Annotated in this window: 16 protein-coding genes; 14 read left to right on the top strand and 2 right to left on the bottom strand. The window is 66.7% G+C overall.

The features are described from left to right. Positions 1–59 precede the first annotated feature (59 nt). The 4 genes from rpoZ to RFA01S_RS11925 all read left to right on the top strand — a co-directional run bounded on the left by rpoZ (position 60) and on the right by RFA01S_RS11925 (position 5,161). Positions 60–365 (top strand): DNA-directed RNA polymerase subunit omega, encoded by a 306-nt coding sequence (gene rpoZ / locus RFA01S_RS11910; protein ID WP_008716576.1) that lies wholly within the window; start codon positions 60–62, stop codon positions 363–365. Then, positions 263–1,642 (top strand): bifunctional phosphopantothenoylcysteine decarboxylase/phosphopantothenate--cysteine ligase CoaBC, encoded by a 1,380-nt coding sequence (gene coaBC, locus RFA01S_RS11915; RefSeq protein ID WP_503629768.1) that lies wholly within the window; start codon positions 263–265, stop codon positions 1,640–1,642. The genes rpoZ and coaBC overlap by 103 nt, the downstream gene beginning before the upstream one ends. Positions 1,643–1,822: 180 nt before the next feature. Beyond that, a complete protein-coding gene (gene metK, locus RFA01S_RS11920; protein ID WP_032365746.1) occupies positions 1,823–3,037 on the top strand; it encodes a methionine adenosyltransferase in 1,215 nt (404 codons plus the stop codon). Between the two features lie 156 nt (positions 3,038–3,193). Beyond that, positions 3,194–5,161, top strand: a complete 1,968-nt coding sequence (locus RFA01S_RS11925) for a primosomal protein N' (protein ID WP_174557248.1) — start codon at positions 3,194–3,196, stop codon at positions 5,159–5,161. 96 nt (positions 5,162–5,257) lie between these two features. On the opposite strand, the gene RFA01S_RS28525 is transcribed toward RFA01S_RS11925, so the two are convergent. Beyond that, positions 5,258–5,680 (bottom strand): hypothetical protein, encoded by a 423-nt coding sequence (locus RFA01S_RS28525; RefSeq protein WP_032408279.1) that lies wholly within the window; start codon positions 5,678–5,680, stop codon positions 5,258–5,260. Between RFA01S_RS28525 and RFA01S_RS28530 the strand changes: the two genes are divergently transcribed. From RFA01S_RS28530 to RFA01S_RS11940, 3 genes are all read left to right on the top strand, one after another. Then, entirely contained in the window at positions 5,675–6,094 is a 420-nt protein-coding gene (locus tag RFA01S_RS28530) for a PadR family transcriptional regulator (protein WP_032365748.1), read from the top strand. The genes RFA01S_RS28525 and RFA01S_RS28530 overlap by 6 nt on opposite strands. A gap of 87 nt (positions 6,095–6,181) precedes the next feature. Next, entirely contained in the window at positions 6,182–7,105 is a 924-nt protein-coding gene (gene fmt / locus RFA01S_RS11935; protein ID WP_032408278.1) for a methionyl-tRNA formyltransferase, read from the top strand. Further along, positions 7,102–8,571: an RsmB/NOP family class I SAM-dependent RNA methyltransferase gene (locus RFA01S_RS11940; protein ID WP_032388415.1), complete on the top strand. Its 1,470-nt coding sequence runs from the start codon at positions 7,102–7,104 to the stop codon at positions 8,569–8,571. Before fmt ends, RFA01S_RS11940 begins: the two co-directional genes overlap by 4 nt. Here RFA01S_RS11940 and RFA01S_RS11945 read toward each other — a convergent pair whose 3' ends face one another. Next, positions 8,572–8,961 (bottom strand): MmcQ/YjbR family DNA-binding protein, encoded by a 390-nt coding sequence (locus tag RFA01S_RS11945; RefSeq protein ID WP_032408277.1) that lies wholly within the window; start codon positions 8,959–8,961, stop codon positions 8,572–8,574. A 36-nt stretch (positions 8,962–8,997) separates the two neighbouring features. Between RFA01S_RS11945 and rpe the strand changes: the two genes are divergently transcribed. From rpe to uvrC, 7 genes are all read left to right on the top strand, one after another. Next, positions 8,998–9,672 (top strand): ribulose-phosphate 3-epimerase, encoded by a 675-nt coding sequence (gene rpe, locus RFA01S_RS11950; RefSeq protein ID WP_032391441.1) that lies wholly within the window; start codon positions 8,998–9,000, stop codon positions 9,670–9,672. A 38-nt stretch (positions 9,673–9,710) separates the two neighbouring features. Beyond that, complete coding sequence (gene ribD, locus RFA01S_RS11955; RefSeq protein WP_032391612.1) at positions 9,711–10,703, top strand: bifunctional diaminohydroxyphosphoribosylaminopyrimidine deaminase/5-amino-6-(5-phosphoribosylamino)uracil reductase RibD; 993 nt, start codon at positions 9,711–9,713, stop codon at positions 10,701–10,703. Further along, on the top strand, positions 10,704–11,315 hold the full coding sequence (locus RFA01S_RS11960; RefSeq protein WP_032391440.1) for a riboflavin synthase: 612 nt from the start codon (positions 10,704–10,706) through the stop codon (positions 11,313–11,315). Positions 11,316–11,402: 87 nt separating this feature from the next. After that, positions 11,403–12,704, top strand: a complete 1,302-nt coding sequence (locus RFA01S_RS11965; protein WP_052053351.1) for a bifunctional 3,4-dihydroxy-2-butanone-4-phosphate synthase/GTP cyclohydrolase II — start codon at positions 11,403–11,405, stop codon at positions 12,702–12,704. Further along, a complete protein-coding gene (gene ribH, locus RFA01S_RS11970; RefSeq protein WP_032382074.1) occupies positions 12,701–13,198 on the top strand; it encodes a 6,7-dimethyl-8-ribityllumazine synthase in 498 nt (165 codons plus the stop codon). Before RFA01S_RS11965 ends, ribH begins: the two co-directional genes overlap by 4 nt. After that, entirely contained in the window at positions 13,195–13,668 is a 474-nt protein-coding gene (locus tag RFA01S_RS11975) for a PH domain-containing protein (RefSeq protein WP_027497001.1), read from the top strand. The genes ribH and RFA01S_RS11975 overlap by 4 nt, the downstream gene beginning before the upstream one ends. An 80-nt stretch (positions 13,669–13,748) precedes the next feature. Continuing rightward, the gene (uvrC, locus tag RFA01S_RS11980; RefSeq protein WP_052053350.1) at positions 13,749–15,842 is read left to right on the top strand and encodes an excinuclease ABC subunit UvrC; all 2,094 of its coding nucleotides are present in this window, start codon (positions 13,749–13,751) and stop codon (positions 15,840–15,842) included. Positions 15,843–15,848 lie beyond the last annotated feature (6 nt).

Genomic DNA, 15,848 nt, shown 5'->3' on the forward strand with positions numbered 1-15,848 from the left:
GCATGAGGCCCCGACCAGCTAGTTCGTAGCACCAACGATGCAATTTCAGGAGATCATCAGTGAGCAGCACTTCAGCGGCCGTTTCCGACTTCGACGGACGCAGCGCTCTGCCGGCCTACGACACGCCGCTCGGCATCACCAATCCACCCATCGACGAATTGCTTGCGCGCACCTCGTCCAAGTACGCGCTCGTCATCTACGCAGCCAAGCGCGCACGCCAGATCAACGACTACTACAACCAGCTCGGTGACGGCATCCTCGAATACGTGGGACCGCTGGTCGAGCCCGGTCTGCAGGAAAAGCCGCTGTCCATCGCGCTTCGCGAGATCCACGCCGACCTCCTCGAGCACACCGAAGGCGAATAAGAACCCGACAGGGGACACCTGACGTGCATGTGGTCGTCGGAGTAGGCGGCGGTATCGCCGCCTACAAGAGTTGTGCGCTCATTCGAAAATTCACCGAGAACGGCCATCAGGTTCGAGTGATTCCGACTGCGTCGGCGCTCGAATTCGTAGGCCGCGCAACATTCGAGGCATTGTCCGGCCAGCCGGTGCACACCGGCGTGTTCGCCGATGTGCCCGAAGTGCCGCACGTCCGGCTGGGGCAGGAAGCGGATCTCGTCGTCGTCGCGCCGGCCACCGCGGACCTGATGGCTCGAATTGCGGGCGGGCGGGCGGACGATCTGCTCACCGCGACGTTGCTGACCGCTCGGTGCCCCGTCGTGTTGGCCCCGACCATGCACACGGAGATGTGGGAACACCCGGCCACCGTCGCGAACGTCACTACGCTCCGATCGCGCGGTACCCAGGTGATCGAGCCTGCGTCCGGCCGGTTGACCGGACGCGACACCGGTTCGGGCCGACTGCCCGAGCCCGAGGAGATCTTCGCTCTCGCCATGCTGCTGACCGAACGTGCGGACGCGATGCCGCGCGATCTCGAGGGACGGCGAATACTGATCTCGGCCGGTGGTACGCGGGAACCCCTTGATCCCGTTCGTTTTCTGGGGAATCGGAGTTCCGGCAAGCAGGGGTACGCGTTGGCTCGAGTCGCAGCCCAGCGCGGTGCCCACGTGACCTTGATCGCCGGCTACACCAGCGACCTCGAGGCACCCGCGGCGGTCGATGTGGTCCACGTGAAGACCGCGTCCGATATGCAGGACGCGGTGCGCTCGCATGCGACCGACGTCGACGCAGTGGTGATGGCGGCTGCGGTCGCCGACTTCAGACCCGAGTCCATCGCGAGCAGCAAGATCAAGAAGGGCTCGAACGAACCGTCGTCGATTCCTCTGGTCCGCAACGACGACATCCTCGCCGGTCTCGTGTCGGCTCGGCACAGCGGAGACGTCCGATCGTCGACGGTGATCGTCGGATTCGCCGCCGAGACGGGCGACGCCGACGGTGACGTGCTCACCTACGCGCGAGCCAAGCTCGAACGCAAAGGCTGCGATCTGCTCGTCGTCAATGCGGTGGGTGACGGCAAGGCCTTCGAGGTCGACCACAACGACGGCTGGTTGTTGGGATCCGACGGCTCCGAGGCCGCGCTGGGGGAGGGCTCGAAAGCTCTGCTCGCCAGCAGGGTGTTGGATTCGGTCGCCCAGATGCTTCGTTCCCGCGATACGCCGCCCACTTCGGACACCCGCTGATGTCGAGGGTGCACGATCGATGTCGTAGCAGCTAGCGTTCTGGGTACCAGGGCGACAGCGCCGTAAAGGTTTGCGTGGCTCCCACAGGGGCGATAACACCGAGGGAACATCAATTTTCGTGGAGTGCTCGGCCGGCATCATCCGTCGGGTCGGGCAAGAACATGCGTCGAGAGGAAGTCCGTGAGCAAGTCCGGTAGTCGGCTTTTCACCAGCGAGTCCGTTACAGAAGGTCATCCAGACAAGATCTGTGACGCCATCAGCGATTCCATCCTCGACGCTCTTCTCACCGAGGATCCGCGAGCCCGAGTGGCGGTGGAGACGCTCGTCACCACGGGCCAGGTCCACGTCGCAGGTGAGGTGAACACCACCGCCTACGCGGACATCCCGAAGATCGTGCGCGAGAAGGTGCTCGAAATCGGGTACGACTCGTCCGCCAAGGGATTCGACGGAAACTCCTGTGGTGTGAACGTCGCCATCGGCGCGCAGTCACCCGAGATCGCGCAGGGCGTCGACCATTCGCACGAGGCCCGCGTCGAGGGATTGTCCGACGACGAGATCGACCGTCAGGGTGCCGGCGACCAAGGATTGATGTTCGGCTACGCCAACACCGATACACCCGAGTTCATGCCGCTGCCGATTGCGTTGGCACACAGGCTGTCTCGGAGACTGACCGAGGTTCGCAAGAGCGGTGTGCTGCCGTATCTGCGTCCGGACGGCAAGACTCAGGTCACGATCGAGTACGACGGGGACGACGCCGTTCGTCTCGATACCGTCGTGATCTCGACCCAGCATGCAGCAGACATCGACCTCGACAACCTGCTCACTCCCGACATCCGCGAGAAGGTCCTGGGCTCGGTACTCGCAGAGCTGGACGTACCGACTCTCGACACCTCGAACGTCCGGTTGCTGGTCAATCCCACCGGAAAGTTCGTGCTCGGTGGTCCGATGGGAGACGCCGGTCTGACCGGCCGAAAGATCATCGTCGACACGTACGGCGGCATGGCTCGGCACGGCGGCGGAGCATTCTCGGGCAAGGACCCGTCGAAGGTCGACCGCAGCGCCGCATACGCGATGAGGTGGGTCGCCAAGAATGCGGTCGCAGCCGGTCTGGCCGACCGCATCGAGGTGCAGGTGGCCTATGCGATCGGCAAGGCAGCACCGGTCGGTCTGTTCGTCGAGACGTTCGGCACCGAGAAGACCGATCCCGCGCGTATTCAGGCGGCGATCAGCGAGGTCTTCGACCTCCGTCCCGGTGCGATCATCCGCGACCTCGACCTGCTGCGCCCGATCTACGCGCAGACGGCCGCGTACGGTCACTTCGGACGTACCGACATCGATCTTCCGTGGGAATCCACCGATCGCGCCGACAAGCTCCGGGACGCGGCAGGCCTGTAGGTCCCTCCACTCCGGCAGCGATGCTGCCGCACGTACCCTGTTCGCACCGGCTCGGTGCTCCCACGACGAGTGTGGGGTGACGATCGAGAAGGAGGTGCGGTGGCTGGTGTGACGCCGGTAGCGGCAGCCGATCTGCCGATCGCGCGCATTCTTCCGATGCTTCCGCTGCCGCACCTCGACCGCGAGTTCGATTACCTCGTTCCCGAGGACGCCAGCGACGATGCCCAGCCCGGTGTGCGGGTACGCGTTCGTTTTGCCGGCCGGCTCGTCGACGGGTTCGTACTCGCCAGGCTGGCCGAGACCGACCATCCCGGTCGTCTCGGCTGGCTCGACCGGGTCGTGTCCGCCGAGCGCGTACTGACTCCCGAGATCGCCGAGTTGGTGTCGGCGGTGGCCGATCGCTACGCAGGAACGCGAGCGGATGTGCTGCGTCTGGCGGTTCCGGCTCGCCACGCACGGGTCGAGGCAGAGCCCCCTCCGGTCGTCGACGAGGCAGCAGAGCCGGTCGTCGATCGCACGGGCTGGGCGGCGTATACCCATGGCTCCAATTTCCTCGATGCCCTTGGCGAGCACCGTGTTCCGCGTGCGGTGTGGCAGGCCCTACCCGGCGAGGTGTGGCCCGCTCGATTGGCCGAATTGGCTGCCGTCACAGTGGGGAGCGGACGGTCCGCAGTGGTCGTGGTGCCCGACCAACGGGATCTCGATCGTCTGGAGGGCGCGTGCGCTGCGGCAGTCGGGGCCGACCGTGTGGTGGCGCTGTCGGCCGGTTTGGGACCGGCCAAGCGGTACCGGCAATGGTTGCGCTGTCTGAGGTCGGGCCCCGTTGTCGTGGTGGGCACACGCAGTGCGGTGTTCGCGCCCGTGTCGAACCTCGGCCTGATCGTGATCTGGGACGACGGCGACGACAGTTTCGCCGAACCACGCTCACCGTATCCGCATGCACGTGAGGTGGCGTTGCTCCGCGCGCACGTGTCGGGAGCCGCGGTCGTCGTCGGCGGACATTCCCGGACGGCCGAGGCCGAGGCTCTCGTCGATTCCGGCTGGGCCCACGACCTGGTCGCCCCACGTGAGCTGGTGCGTGAACGGCAACCTCACGTGGTCGCGCTGGCCGACTCGGACCACGCGCTCGCTCGGGATCCGGCAGCCCGGGTCGCGCGGCTACCGGCGATCGCTTTCGAGGCCGCACGTGCGGCGCTGAAAGCGGATACCCCTGTGCTGGTTCAGGTTCCACGCGCCGGTTATGTTCCGTCGCTGGCGTGTGCGAAGTGCCGCCATCCGGCTCGGTGTCGACGCTGCAACGGTCCGCTCGCCCTGCCCTCGGCTCCGGGCAGCGACGGCGCGGGCAGCCCGACGTGTTCCTGGTGCGGAATCGCCGATGCCGCACACCGCTGCACGGTCTGCGGGTCGCGCAACCTGCGCGCCGTGGTGATCGGAGCGGGACGCACGGCCGAGGAGCTCGGCCGCGCCTTCCCTGGCGTGCCGATACACAACTCCGGTGGGGCCACCGTCCTCGATACCGTGCGCCCCGGTGGTTCGCTCGTGGTGTCGACCGTCGGTGCCGAGCCGACCGTGGACGGCGGATACGGCGCCGCGCTGCTGCTCGACGGTTGGGCGCTGCTGGGCCGGGCGGATCTGCGTGCGGCAGAAGAGACACTGCGCCGCTGGATGACGGCTGCGTCGATGGTTCGGCCCGGGGCGGCTGGGGGACGTGTGGTCGTGGTGGCCGAGTCCGAGATCCCCACCGTCCAGGCCCTGGTGCGCTGGGATCCGCTGTGGCACGCGCGCAGTCAGCTGGACGAACGAGTCGAGGTTCGGTTTCCACCGGCCGTTCACGTGGCGGCGATCGACGGGACCACCGACGCGATAACAGCGTTGGTCGACAGTGCAGATCTACCCGAGACGGTCGAGGTACTGGGTCCCGTCGATCTCCCGGACGGTCAACGCGCACCTGCGGGTAGCGGCGAGGACGGGTTGTCCGGAGACGTGCAGCGGCTCCTGATCCGGGTTCCGCGAAGCACCGGAGCAGCGCTGGCGCGAGCGCTGTCGACTGCGCAGGCGTCCCGAAGCGCCAAGAAGCTCGGCGCGGGCGTACGGATTCAGATCGATCCCATTCGGATCGGGTGATGGGCTTTCTCTGTCCTGTTGCGTTCCCGTCGTCCAGATAGAGAGGCAACCTGAGGGACTTGTCAAAGTTGTATTGCCGATATATCGTCGACTTGTTCAATCGATACGAAGGAGAACGAGATGAACTACGCATTCGAAGGCTTTGCACACGAATTCGGACGCCGCGGAGGTCCCCGGATGGGACTCGCAGGCAATCGGCACGGAGACCCGCGCCGACGCGGCGCGCCGTTCCAGATGTGGGTTGCGCAGGACGATGAGCACGGCCCGGCAGAAGACGGAGAACCAGACGGCGGAGAACGACACGAGAGAGGTCGGGGAAGGAGAGGTCACGGAGAACACGGCAGACGTCGGGGAGCTCCTGTCGGGCGGGGGCGTGACGGTATGTGGCCCGGTGGTGTCGGGGCCGGCGGTTTCGGGCCGAATGCCGACTTCGGTCGTGGTCGGGGCCGAGGCGGTCGGGGCCGACGTGGCGATGTCCGCGCTGCGATCCTCCTGCTGCTCGAGGACCGGCCGATGCACGGTTACGAACTCATCCAGCAGATCGCCGAGAAGAGCAACGGAACCTGGAAGCCGAGTCCGGGATCGATATACCCGGCCCTGTCGCAGCTCGAAGACGAGGGCTTGGTGCTGATCGACAAGGTGGCCGGCCGGAAGACGGCAGCACTGACGGCCGAGGGCAGGCGTCATGTCGACGACCATCGAGCAGATCTCGGCAGTCCTTGGGACGACGTAGCCGATTCCGTCGGCATCGATGCGCGTGATCTTCGGGCACTGATCGGACAATTGATGGGAGCGGCCGGTCAGGTGGCCGGAGTCGGAACCGTGCGTCAGGTCGACCAGGCAGCCGAGGTGCTCATCGAGGCACGCCGATCGCTGTATCGCATCCTCGCAGAGGACGCTTCCGACAGTTCCGACAGCACCGACGCGACGTGATCGTCGGTGCGGAATCGTCGCACGCTGCCGTGACTCCCTAGGATGGACAACCGACATCGTTTCGTCCATCCCAGGGAGTTGCCTTCAGTGCGCGTCGTCTTCGCCGGAACACCGGAACCTGCGGTCCCGTCACTCGCGCGACTGGTGGAGTCCGAACGGCACGAGGTGATCGCCGTGGTCACCCGGCCCGATGCCGCAGCCGGCCGTGGACGCAAGACCGTGCGCTCGCCCGTCGGAGTGTTGGCGGACGAGCACGGCATCCCGGTGCTCACTCCCGCGAGGCCGTCGGACCCGGAGTTCGTGGCGGCGCTGACCGACCTCGCCCCCGACGTGTGCCCGGTCGTTGCGTACGGCGCGTTGTTGCCGCAACAGGTACTCGACATACCTCGGTACGGCTGGATCAATTTGCACTTCTCACTGTTGCCCGCGTGGCGTGGCGCGGCACCGGTACAGGCCGCGATCGCCGCGGGCGAGGACGTCACAGGCGCATCGACGTTCCTTCTCGACGTCGGGATGGACACCGGTCCGGTACTCGGTGTCACCACCGAACGGATTCGGGATTCCGACACCACGGGTGATCTGCTCGGGCGTCTGGCGTCGAGCGGAGCCCACTTGCTCGCCGCGACGTTGGACGCGATCGAGGACGGAACGGCGGCAGCGCTACCGCAATCCGAGGACGGTGTGTCCTACGCGAGCAAAGTGACAGTCGATGCCGCGCGCATCGACTGGACGAGATCCGCGGCATTCGTCGACCGACACATCAGATCCGTCACACCGGCCCCGGGCGCGTGGACGACCATCGGGGATCTCCGCGTCAAGATCGCTCCTGTTCAGCTGTCGCCGGACACGTTGGAGCCGGGAACGATCGACGTACGCAAGACCGGTGTACACATCGGAACCGGAACCGGCGCAGTCGTTCTCGGTGATATTCAACCTCAGGGCAAGAAGGTCATGAGGGCACTCGACTGGGCGCGCGGCGCTCGGCTGGACGATACGGCGGTGGCACGATGACAGAGCCCGACAGGCCTCGTAAGCGCGAGTCGAGCCAGCCCCGCAAGTACGTCAAGAAGTCACCGGGGGCACGTGGGCCCAAAGGGAACCGGCCGCCGCAGGGCACCGGACCCCGTGCGGTCGACGCGATCGATCCGGCACGGCGTGCGGCCAGAGACGTGCTCAAAGCGGTGCGTGAGCGCGATGCTTACGCGAACCTGGTGCTGCCCGGGTTGCTCCGCGAGCGCAAGTTGGATTCTCGCGATGCCGCGCTGGCCACCGAACTCGCCTACGGCGCATCACGCGCTCGGGGTGTGCTCGACGCCGTGATCGCACACGCGGCCGGGCGGCCTGCCGCAGAGATAGACGGACCACTGCTCGACATCCTTCGGCTCGGGGCTTATCAGCTGCTGCGCACCCGGGTTGCCCCGCACGCAGCCGTCGCCACGTCGGTGGATCTCGCCCGCTCCGAATTCGGTTCCGGCAAGGCAGGTTTCGTCAACGCCGTGCTGCGACGAGTGTCCGAGCGAACCGCAGCGCAGTGGGTCGACGAGCTGGCACCGGCGACGACGGCGGATCCGGTCGGTCACCTGGCATTCGAATACGCCCATCCCAAGTGGATTGCGCAGGCCTTCGCCGATGCGCTCGGAGCCGATGCCGGCGAACTCGCCGCGGTCCTCGAGGCGGACGACGCGCGTCCCTCGGTCCACCTCGTCGCGCGACCGGGAGAGATTTCCGCCGAAGAATTGGCGCTGATCACCGGGGGAGAGGAAGGTCCCTATTCGCCGTACGCGGTGCACCTCGACGGCGGCGACCCCGGCAAGCTCGATGCTGTCCGGGACGGACTGGCCGGAGTCCAGGACGAGGGCAGTCAGCTCGTCGGCCGCGCGCTGACGTTGGCACCGTTGCTCGGCGACGACGGTGGCCGATGGTTGGACCTGTGCGCCGGTCCGGGCGGCAAGGCCGCCCTGCTCGGTGCCCTGGCGGAGATCGACGGCGCACGGGTCGACGCCGTCGAACCGACCCCGCACCGCGCCGACCTCGTGTCCAAGACCACCAAGGACCTACCGGTGACGGTGCACATCGTCGACGGCCGCGAGTCCGGACTCGACGCGGGTTACGACCGCGTGCTCGTCGACGCGCCGTGCACCGGTCTCGGAGCGCTGCGTCGTCGCCCCGAAGCGCGGTGGCGTCGGCAACCGTCCGACGTGGCGGCATTGGTCACCCTGCAGAAGGAATTGCTGGCGGCAGCGATCGATCTGGTCCGGCCCGGCGGGGTGGTGCTGTACTCGACGTGCTCGCCGCATCTGTCCGAGACAGCGGCCGTCGTTGCAGACGCCGTACGCCGGTACGGCGTCGAACAGCTCGACACCCGCGCGCTCGTGCCGGGAGTACCGCAACTGGGTGACGGCCCGTCGGTGCAACTGTGGCCGCATCGGCACGGTACCGACGCGATGTTCATGGCGGCGCTGCGCAAGCCGGTCTGATCACCCTCCGGCCAGGAACGCCTCGGCGACGTCTGCGGGTGCGTACACCAGCCACCCGTTGACGAGGAGTTCGCGCAGTTCGTCGTCCTCGGCGTTGTCGACGTCGATCAGAACGGCAGAGAACCCGTCGAAGTGCGGGATCGTGAAGCACGAGCGCGGATGTGCGGCGAGGATGGCTTCCTTCTCGTGCAGGTCGGCAGTCCTGACGGCCAGGATCGGTCCGGCGGGCGGGGTCTCGTCGCCGAATCGTTTCAGGTCGGCCTTGCTGAACGGTCGTACCCACGCGAACACGTGCTTGCTGATGCCCCAGGCGGGATTCCCGTACCGAACGCTTTCGGTGACTTCGGGCAATTCGGCAAGGACGGCGCTCGCGGAGTCCATGGTGGCCATGTCGGCACCATACCGGCTCGACTAGGCTCACCAGTCGTGGTTTCCCCGATGATCGCTCCCTCGATTCTGTCCGCCGATTTCGCGCGCCTCGCCGCCGAAGCCGATGCCGTCACGGGGGCCGATTGGCTCCACGTCGACGTCATGGACGCACACTTCGTCCCCAATCTCACCCTCGGGCTACCGGTGGTCGAGAGTCTGCTCAAAGCAACGAGTATTCCCCTCGATTGCCACTTGATGATCGAGGATCCGGCGCGCTGGGCCCCGCCGTATGCCGAGGCCGGGGCATACAACGTCACGTTCCACGCCGAAGCAACGGATGACCCCACCGCCGTGGCGCGCGACATCAGGGCCGCCGGTGCGAAAGCCGGCCTGTCGGTGAAGCCGGGTACCCCGATCGAGCCCTACCTCGAGATTCTGCGCGACTTCGACACTCTGCTGGTGATGAGTGTGGAGCCCGGTTTCGGCGGCCAGTCGTTCATGCCCGAAGTGCTGTCCAAGGCCAAAGCGGTTCGGGCACTTGTCGATTCTGGAGATCTACGCTTGGTGGTCGAGATCGACGGCGGCATCAACTCCGACACCATCGAGCAGGCCGCCGAGGCCGGCATCGATTGCTTCGTGGCCGGTTCGGCCGTGTACAACACCGCCGATCCCGCCGCCGCAGTGCGCGATCTCCGTGGCCGGGCCGCCCGCGCATCGCACCACCTGTCGTGACCGACGCCCCGGGCCCGGCCGTGTCGGTCGTCGAGGCGATGGCTCTGGCCGTCGACGCGTCCGAGGCCGCTCGGGGTATCAGCAGCCCCAACCCCGCGGTCGGTGCCGTGATCCTCGACGGCCGCGGCGTCGTCGTGGGCACCGGCTCCACCCGTCCACCCGGCGGCCCGCACGCCGAGATCGTCGCACTCACCGAAGCCGGCGACCGTGCGCGCGGCGGCACCGCGGTGGTGACACTCGAGCCGTGCAACCACACGGGCCGCACCGGACCGTGCTCGCAGGCCCTCGTCGCAGCCGGGGTCGCGTCGGTCGTGTTCGCGGTAGCGGATCCGAACCCGCTCGCGTCCGGCGGGGCAGACACACTGCGGAACGCCGGGATTCGCGTCGAACAGGGCGTCGGTGCGCGCGAGGTACAGCAGGGCCCACTGCGGGCCTGGTTGCACAAACAACGCACCGGACGGCCACACGTCACCTGGAAGTACGCCGCGACACTCGACGGACGTAGCGCGGCTGCCGACGGTACGAGTCAATGGATCACCGGACCCGAGGCGCGGGCGCACGTGCACGCCGAACGGGCCAAGCTCGACGCCATCGTCGTCGGAACCGGAACCGTACTGGCCGACGATCCACGGCTGACCGCCCGTCGCCCCGACGGCACCCTGTCGTCGCATCAGCCGGTTCGAGTTGTCGTCGGATCGAGGCCCGTACCGGCGACCGCCGCGATCCGCGGTCCGGAGGCACCGACGGTGTTTCTGGACACACATGACCCGGCTGCGGTGATCGACGCGCTGAGCGAGTACACCGACATCCAGATAGAAGGTGGTCCGACTCTGGCCGGCGCGTTCCTCGCCGCCGGTCTCGTGGACCGCATTGTCGCCTACATCGCACCTGCGGTGTTGGGGACCGGCCCGGCTGCGGTGGAGAATGCGGGGATCGGAACAATTGCCGACGCAATTCGGTTCCGCACGGAGACAGTCACCATGATCGGCAACGACGTTCTTCTGAGTGTCGTGCCCGAAGGAGCGAAGTAGATGTTCACCGGAATCGTCGAAGAGCTGGGCGAGATCGTGGCCAAGGACGAACTGCCCGACGCCGCTCGCTTCACCGTCCGGGGCCCGGTGGTGACCTCCGATGCCGGCCACGGGGATTCCATTGCGGTGAACGGAGTATGTCTGACCGTCGTCGAAGTACTTCCCGACGGCGGATTCACCGCCGACGTCATGCAGGAGACGTTGAACCGATCGAGCCTCGGCGCTCTGGATATCGGCAGTCGCGTCAACCTCGAACGCGCAGCGGCACTCGGTAGCAGGCTCGGCGGGCACCTCGTCCAAGGACACGTCGACGGAACCGGCACGGTAGCCGGACGCAGCCCGTCCGAGAACTGGACCGTCGTGCGCATCACGATGCCCACGTCGGTAGCGCGCTACGTCGTCGAGAAGGGATCCATCACGGTCGACGGTGTCTCGCTCACCGTGTCCGGGCTCGGAGTCGACGACGGCGGGCACTGGTTCGAGATCTCGCTGATCCCCACCACCCTCGACCTGACCACACTCGGCACGGCCGAGGTGGGTTCACCGGTCAACCTCGAAGTCGACGTCATCGCCAAGTACGTGGAGCGGCTGCAGGCGATCGACGCACAGTAAGTACTGTTGAAGTGCACGCAGGTAACGGTGCATCGGAGACATATCCAGGGCGCTGAGCCAGGCCCGAGACCTATGGAGCGCACTTTCGTGACCAGGTTCGACAGTATCGAGCGCGCAGTTGCGGACATCGCTGCGGGCAAAGCAGTGGTGGTCGTCGACGACGAGGACCGCGAGAACGAAGGCGACCTCATCTTCGCCGCCGAGAAGGCCACCCCGGAACTGGTTGCCTTCATGGTCCGCTACACCTCGGGCTACCTCTGTGTCCCGCTGTCCGGTGAGGATTGCGACCGACTCGGCCTGCCGCCGATGTTCGCCACCAACCAGGACAAGCACGGAACGGCGTACACCGTCACCGTCGACGCACGAGAAGGTATCGGAACCGGTATCTCCGCCTCCGACCGAGCAGCCACGATGCGCCTGCTCGCCGACCCCGACACCGGAGCGAACGACTTCACCCGCCCCGGCCATGTCGTCCCGTTGCGCGCCAAGGAAGGCGGCGTACTGCGCCGCCCCGGCCACACCGAGGCGGCCGTGGACCTCGCCCGCATGGCCGACCTCCGCCCCGCCGGAGTCATCTGCGAGATCGTCAGCCAGAAGGACGAGGGAGCGATGGCGCAGACCGACGAGCTGCGGGTGTTCGCCGACGAACACGACCTCGCACTGATCTCGATCGCCGATCTGATCGCGTGGCGCCGTAAGCACGAGAAGCACGTCGTCCGCGTCGCCGACGCGCGCATCCCCACCAGCCACGGCACCTTCCGGGCCGTCGGTTACCAGAGCATCTACGACGAGGTCGAGCACGTCGCGCTGGTGCGCGGCGACATCTCCGGCCCCGACGCCGACGGCAGCGACGTGCTGGTCCGGGTGCACTCCGAATGCCTCACCGGCGACGTCTTCGGATCGCTGCGCTGCGACTGCGGCCCTCAGCTGGACGCCGCCCTCGAAATGGTGGCGGCCGAGGATCGCGGAATCGTGCTGTACATGCGAGGACACGAAGGACGCGGAATCGGCCTGCTGCACAAACTCCAGGCCTACCAACTCCAGGACGCAGGCTCGGACACCGTCGACGCCAACCTGCAGCTCGGTCTGCCCGCAGACTCCCGCGACTACGGAATCGGCGCCCAGATCCTCGTCGACCTCGGGGTCTCGTCGATGCGCCTGCTCACCAACAATCCGGCCAAACGAGTCGGGCTCGACGGCTACGGCCTGCACGTCACCGAGCGGGTGCCGATGCCGTTGCGCGCCAACGCCGAAAACCTCACCTACCTGCGCACCAAACGCGACCGCATGGGCCACGACCTGGTCGGCCTGGACGACTTCGAGCAAAATGACCCCGCAGGTCATTCCGCAGGCTCCACTCCTGCCCGCGAGAACGGGGTCAACCCATGAGCGGCGACGGCGAACCCACCCTTCAGCTGGCAGGCGCGAGTGATCTGAAGTTGGCTGTCGTGGCCGGTCAGTGGCATCGGACGATCTCCGAGGCGCTGCTCGCCGGTGCGCTCCGCAAAGCCGAGTCCGCCGGGGTACGCGACGTCACGGTCATACGCGTCGCCGGAGCCATCGAACTACCCGTCGTCGCCCAGGCCCTGGCTCGCACCCACGATGCCGTCGTCGCTCTCGGCGTGGTCATCCGCGGCGGCACACCGCACTTCGAGTACGTCTGCGATGCCGTCACCGCAGGCCTGACACGGGTATCGCTCGACGAGGGCACTCCGGTCACCAACGGGGTGCTCACCACCAACGACGAGCAGCAGGCGCTCGATCGCGCCGGTCTGCCCGACTCGTTCGAGGACAAGGGTGGGCAGGCCACCGCGGCCGCCATCGACACGGCCCTGACCCTCAAGCACCTCCGGCAGCCGTGGACCAATCAGGACTTCCAATGACGCGCGACGAATCCCCGTCCGAATGGGACATGGAAGTGAAGTCCCGTAAGTCGGCCCGGTACGCGATCGCTGCCGCGGTGTTGCTCGTCGTCGCTCATTCGACTGTCGCGGTGCTGCTTCGGGTGTCGCCGACCGGGGTGTACTTCAGGACCGCCGATCAGCTGGCGATGGCGGGAATAGGCGTGTTGCTGGCGGGCCTGGCTCTGCTGCTGACCCGCCCGCGCATTCGCGTCGGTCCGGCAGGTGTGGCGGTCCGAAACGTGTTCTCGGAGCGGATGATCGAGTGGGATCTTGTCCGCGGCCTGTCATTTCCCGACGGGGCGATGTGGGCCAGGGTCGACATCCCCGACGACGAGTTCATCAATGTGATGGCCATCCAGTCCAACGATCGTGAGCACGCCGTCGCGGCCGTCCGAAAGTTCCGTGCGCTCGAGCGCGAGTACGCGCCCGCTCGCGTCGATCAGGACTGACTCTCTGCCGCACGCTCTCGGGCACCGCTGCTGAGCTGGAGATGCGGAGAACGTCGGACCCGACCGCTAACGTGGAAGGCGTGTCCGACCCCGCTACCTATCGTCCGGCCACCGGAACCATCCCGGTGGAACCGGGCGTGTACAAATTCCGCGATCCGCACGGTCGCGTCGTCTACGTAGGCAAGGCCAAGAGCCTGCGCAGTCGCCTCAATTCCTACTTCGCCGACGTGGCCTCGCTGCATCCGAGGACCCGGCAGATGGTCACCACCGCGGCGTCCGTGGAGTGGACGGTGGTCACCACCGAAGTCGAGGCACTGCAGCTCGAGTACAACTGGATCAAGGAATTCGATCCACGGTTCAATGTCCGCTACCGCGACGACAAGAGCTACCCGATGCTCGCGGTGACGATGAACGAGGAATTCCCACGCCTGTTCGTGTACCGCGGACCCCGCCGTAAGGGCGTGCGCTACTTCGGTCCCTACGCTCATGCGTGGGCCATTCGCGAGACGCTCGACCTGCTGCTGCGCGTGTTCCCGGCACGAACGTGCTCGACCGGAGTCTTCAAGCGGCACAACCAGATCGGTCGCCCCTGCCTGCTCGGGTACATCGACAAGTGCTCGGCACCGTGCGTGGGACGCGTCAGCGCCGAGGAACACCGCAGTACCGTCGAGGACTTCTGCGACTTCCTGGCCGGCAAGACCGACAAACTCGTGCGGCAGCTCGAGAAGAAGATGCAGGCGGCCTCGGAGGATCTCGACTTCGAGACCGCAGCACGGTTACGTGACGACGTGGGCGCGCTGCGTCGGGCGTTGGAGAAGCAGGCCGTGGTGCTCGGTGACGGTACCGACGCAGATCTGGTCGCGTTCGCCACCGACGCCCTCGAAGCCGCCGTTCAGGTCTTCCACGTCCGCGGTGGCCGTGTACGGGGACAGCGCGGGTGGGTGGTCGAGAAGGCGGGTGAGGTGATCGAGCGGCAGGACGAGGCCGACCTCCCCGCCCTCGTCGAACAGTTTCTCACCCAGTTCTACGGCGAACAGGCGGCGTTGTCCGCGCAGACCCCGGGCACCGACGACGGCGGGTCCAACGCCGTTCCTCGCGAGGTTCTGGTGCCGGTGCTACCGGACAACGCCGACGAAGTGCAGGTGTGGCTCAGCGAGTTGCGTGGATCCAACGTCACGTTGCGGGTTCCGCAGCGCGGCGACAAGAAGGCACTGGCCGAGACCGTCGAACGCAACGCCAAAGAGGCTCTGCAGCAGCACAAGCTGAAGCGTGCGGGTGATTTCACATCGAGATCTGCTGCGCTGCAAGGTATTCAGGAGGCGCTCGACCTCGATTCGGCGCCGCTGAGAATCGAATGCATCGATATCTCGCACGTACAGGGCACCGATGTGGTCGCGTCACTGGTCGTGTTCGAGGACGGATTGCCTCGCAAGAGCGACTACCGCCACTACGCGATCAAGGAAGCGGCGGGCGACGGGCACTCCGACGACGTCGCCAGCATCGCCGAAGTGACCCGCCGTCGTTTCCTCCGTCATTCCGCAGACGGAGCCAATGCTGTCGGGAGCGGTGGCGATCTTGCTCCCGAAGCCGCGCTCGATCCCCAAACCGGGAGGCCACGCAGGTTCGCTTATCCGCCCAACCTGTTCGTCGTCGACGGCGGTGCACCGCAGGTCGCAGCTGCCGCAGCAGTGCTGGACGAACTCGGTGTCACCGACGTCGCCGTCGTCGGGCTCGCCAAACGACTGGAAGAAGTGTGGGTGCCGGGGGAGGAGGATCCGGTGATCCTGCCGCGTACGAGCGAATCTCTGTACCTCCTGCAGCGAGTGCGCGACGAGGCGCACCGATTTGCCATCACCTTCCATCGGAGCAAGCGATCGCGCCGTATGACTGCGTCGGCCCTCGACTCGGTGCGCGGGCTCGGCGAGTCGAGGAGAACCGCGCTGGTGGCGCACTTCGGATCGGTGGCCAATCTCAAGAAGGCAACGGTCGAAGAAATCGTCGAGGTCCCCGGAATCGGCACCACTACCGCCAAGTCGGTGCTGGCCGCATTGGGTTCCGACCCGAGCGGGGCCGATGTAGGCGATGATGGCAGCGCAACGGCAACGACACCGGGCGAGAACACGGCCGACCATGCGATCGAACCGCGTGTGGAATCGGCGGGACAGGCTTCGTAGTGAGCG

The sequence above is a fragment of the Rhodococcoides fascians NBRC 12155 = LMG 3623 genome, assembly GCF_001894785.1.
GTDB lineage: Bacteria > Actinomycetota > Actinomycetes > Mycobacteriales > Mycobacteriaceae > Rhodococcoides > Rhodococcoides fascians.

Excerpts from the sequence above, each read along its gene's own strand:
- RFA01S_RS11975 (WP_027497001.1), top strand. The coding sequence starts at position 13,195 with ATGACGCGCGACGAATCCCCGTCCGAATGGGACATGGAAGTGAAGTCC.
- RFA01S_RS11940 (WP_032388415.1), top strand. The coding sequence starts at position 7,102 with ATGACAGAGCCCGACAGGCCTCGTAAGCGCGAGTCGAGCCAGCCCCGC.
- RFA01S_RS11945 (WP_032408277.1), bottom strand. The coding sequence starts at position 8,961 with ATGGCCACCATGGACTCCGCGAGCGCCGTCCTTGCCGAATTGCCCGAA.
- RFA01S_RS11925 (WP_174557248.1), top strand. The coding sequence starts at position 3,194 with ATGCTTCCGCTGCCGCACCTCGACCGCGAGTTCGATTACCTCGTTCCC.
- RFA01S_RS11960 (WP_032391440.1), top strand. The coding sequence starts at position 10,704 with ATGTTCACCGGAATCGTCGAAGAGCTGGGCGAGATCGTGGCCAAGGAC.
- ribD (WP_032391612.1), top strand. The coding sequence starts at position 9,711 with ATGGCTCTGGCCGTCGACGCGTCCGAGGCCGCTCGGGGTATCAGCAGC.
- ribH (WP_032382074.1), top strand. The coding sequence starts at position 12,701 with ATGAGCGGCGACGGCGAACCCACCCTTCAGCTGGCAGGCGCGAGTGAT.
- RFA01S_RS28530 (WP_032365748.1), top strand. The coding sequence starts at position 5,675 with ATGCACGGTTACGAACTCATCCAGCAGATCGCCGAGAAGAGCAACGGA.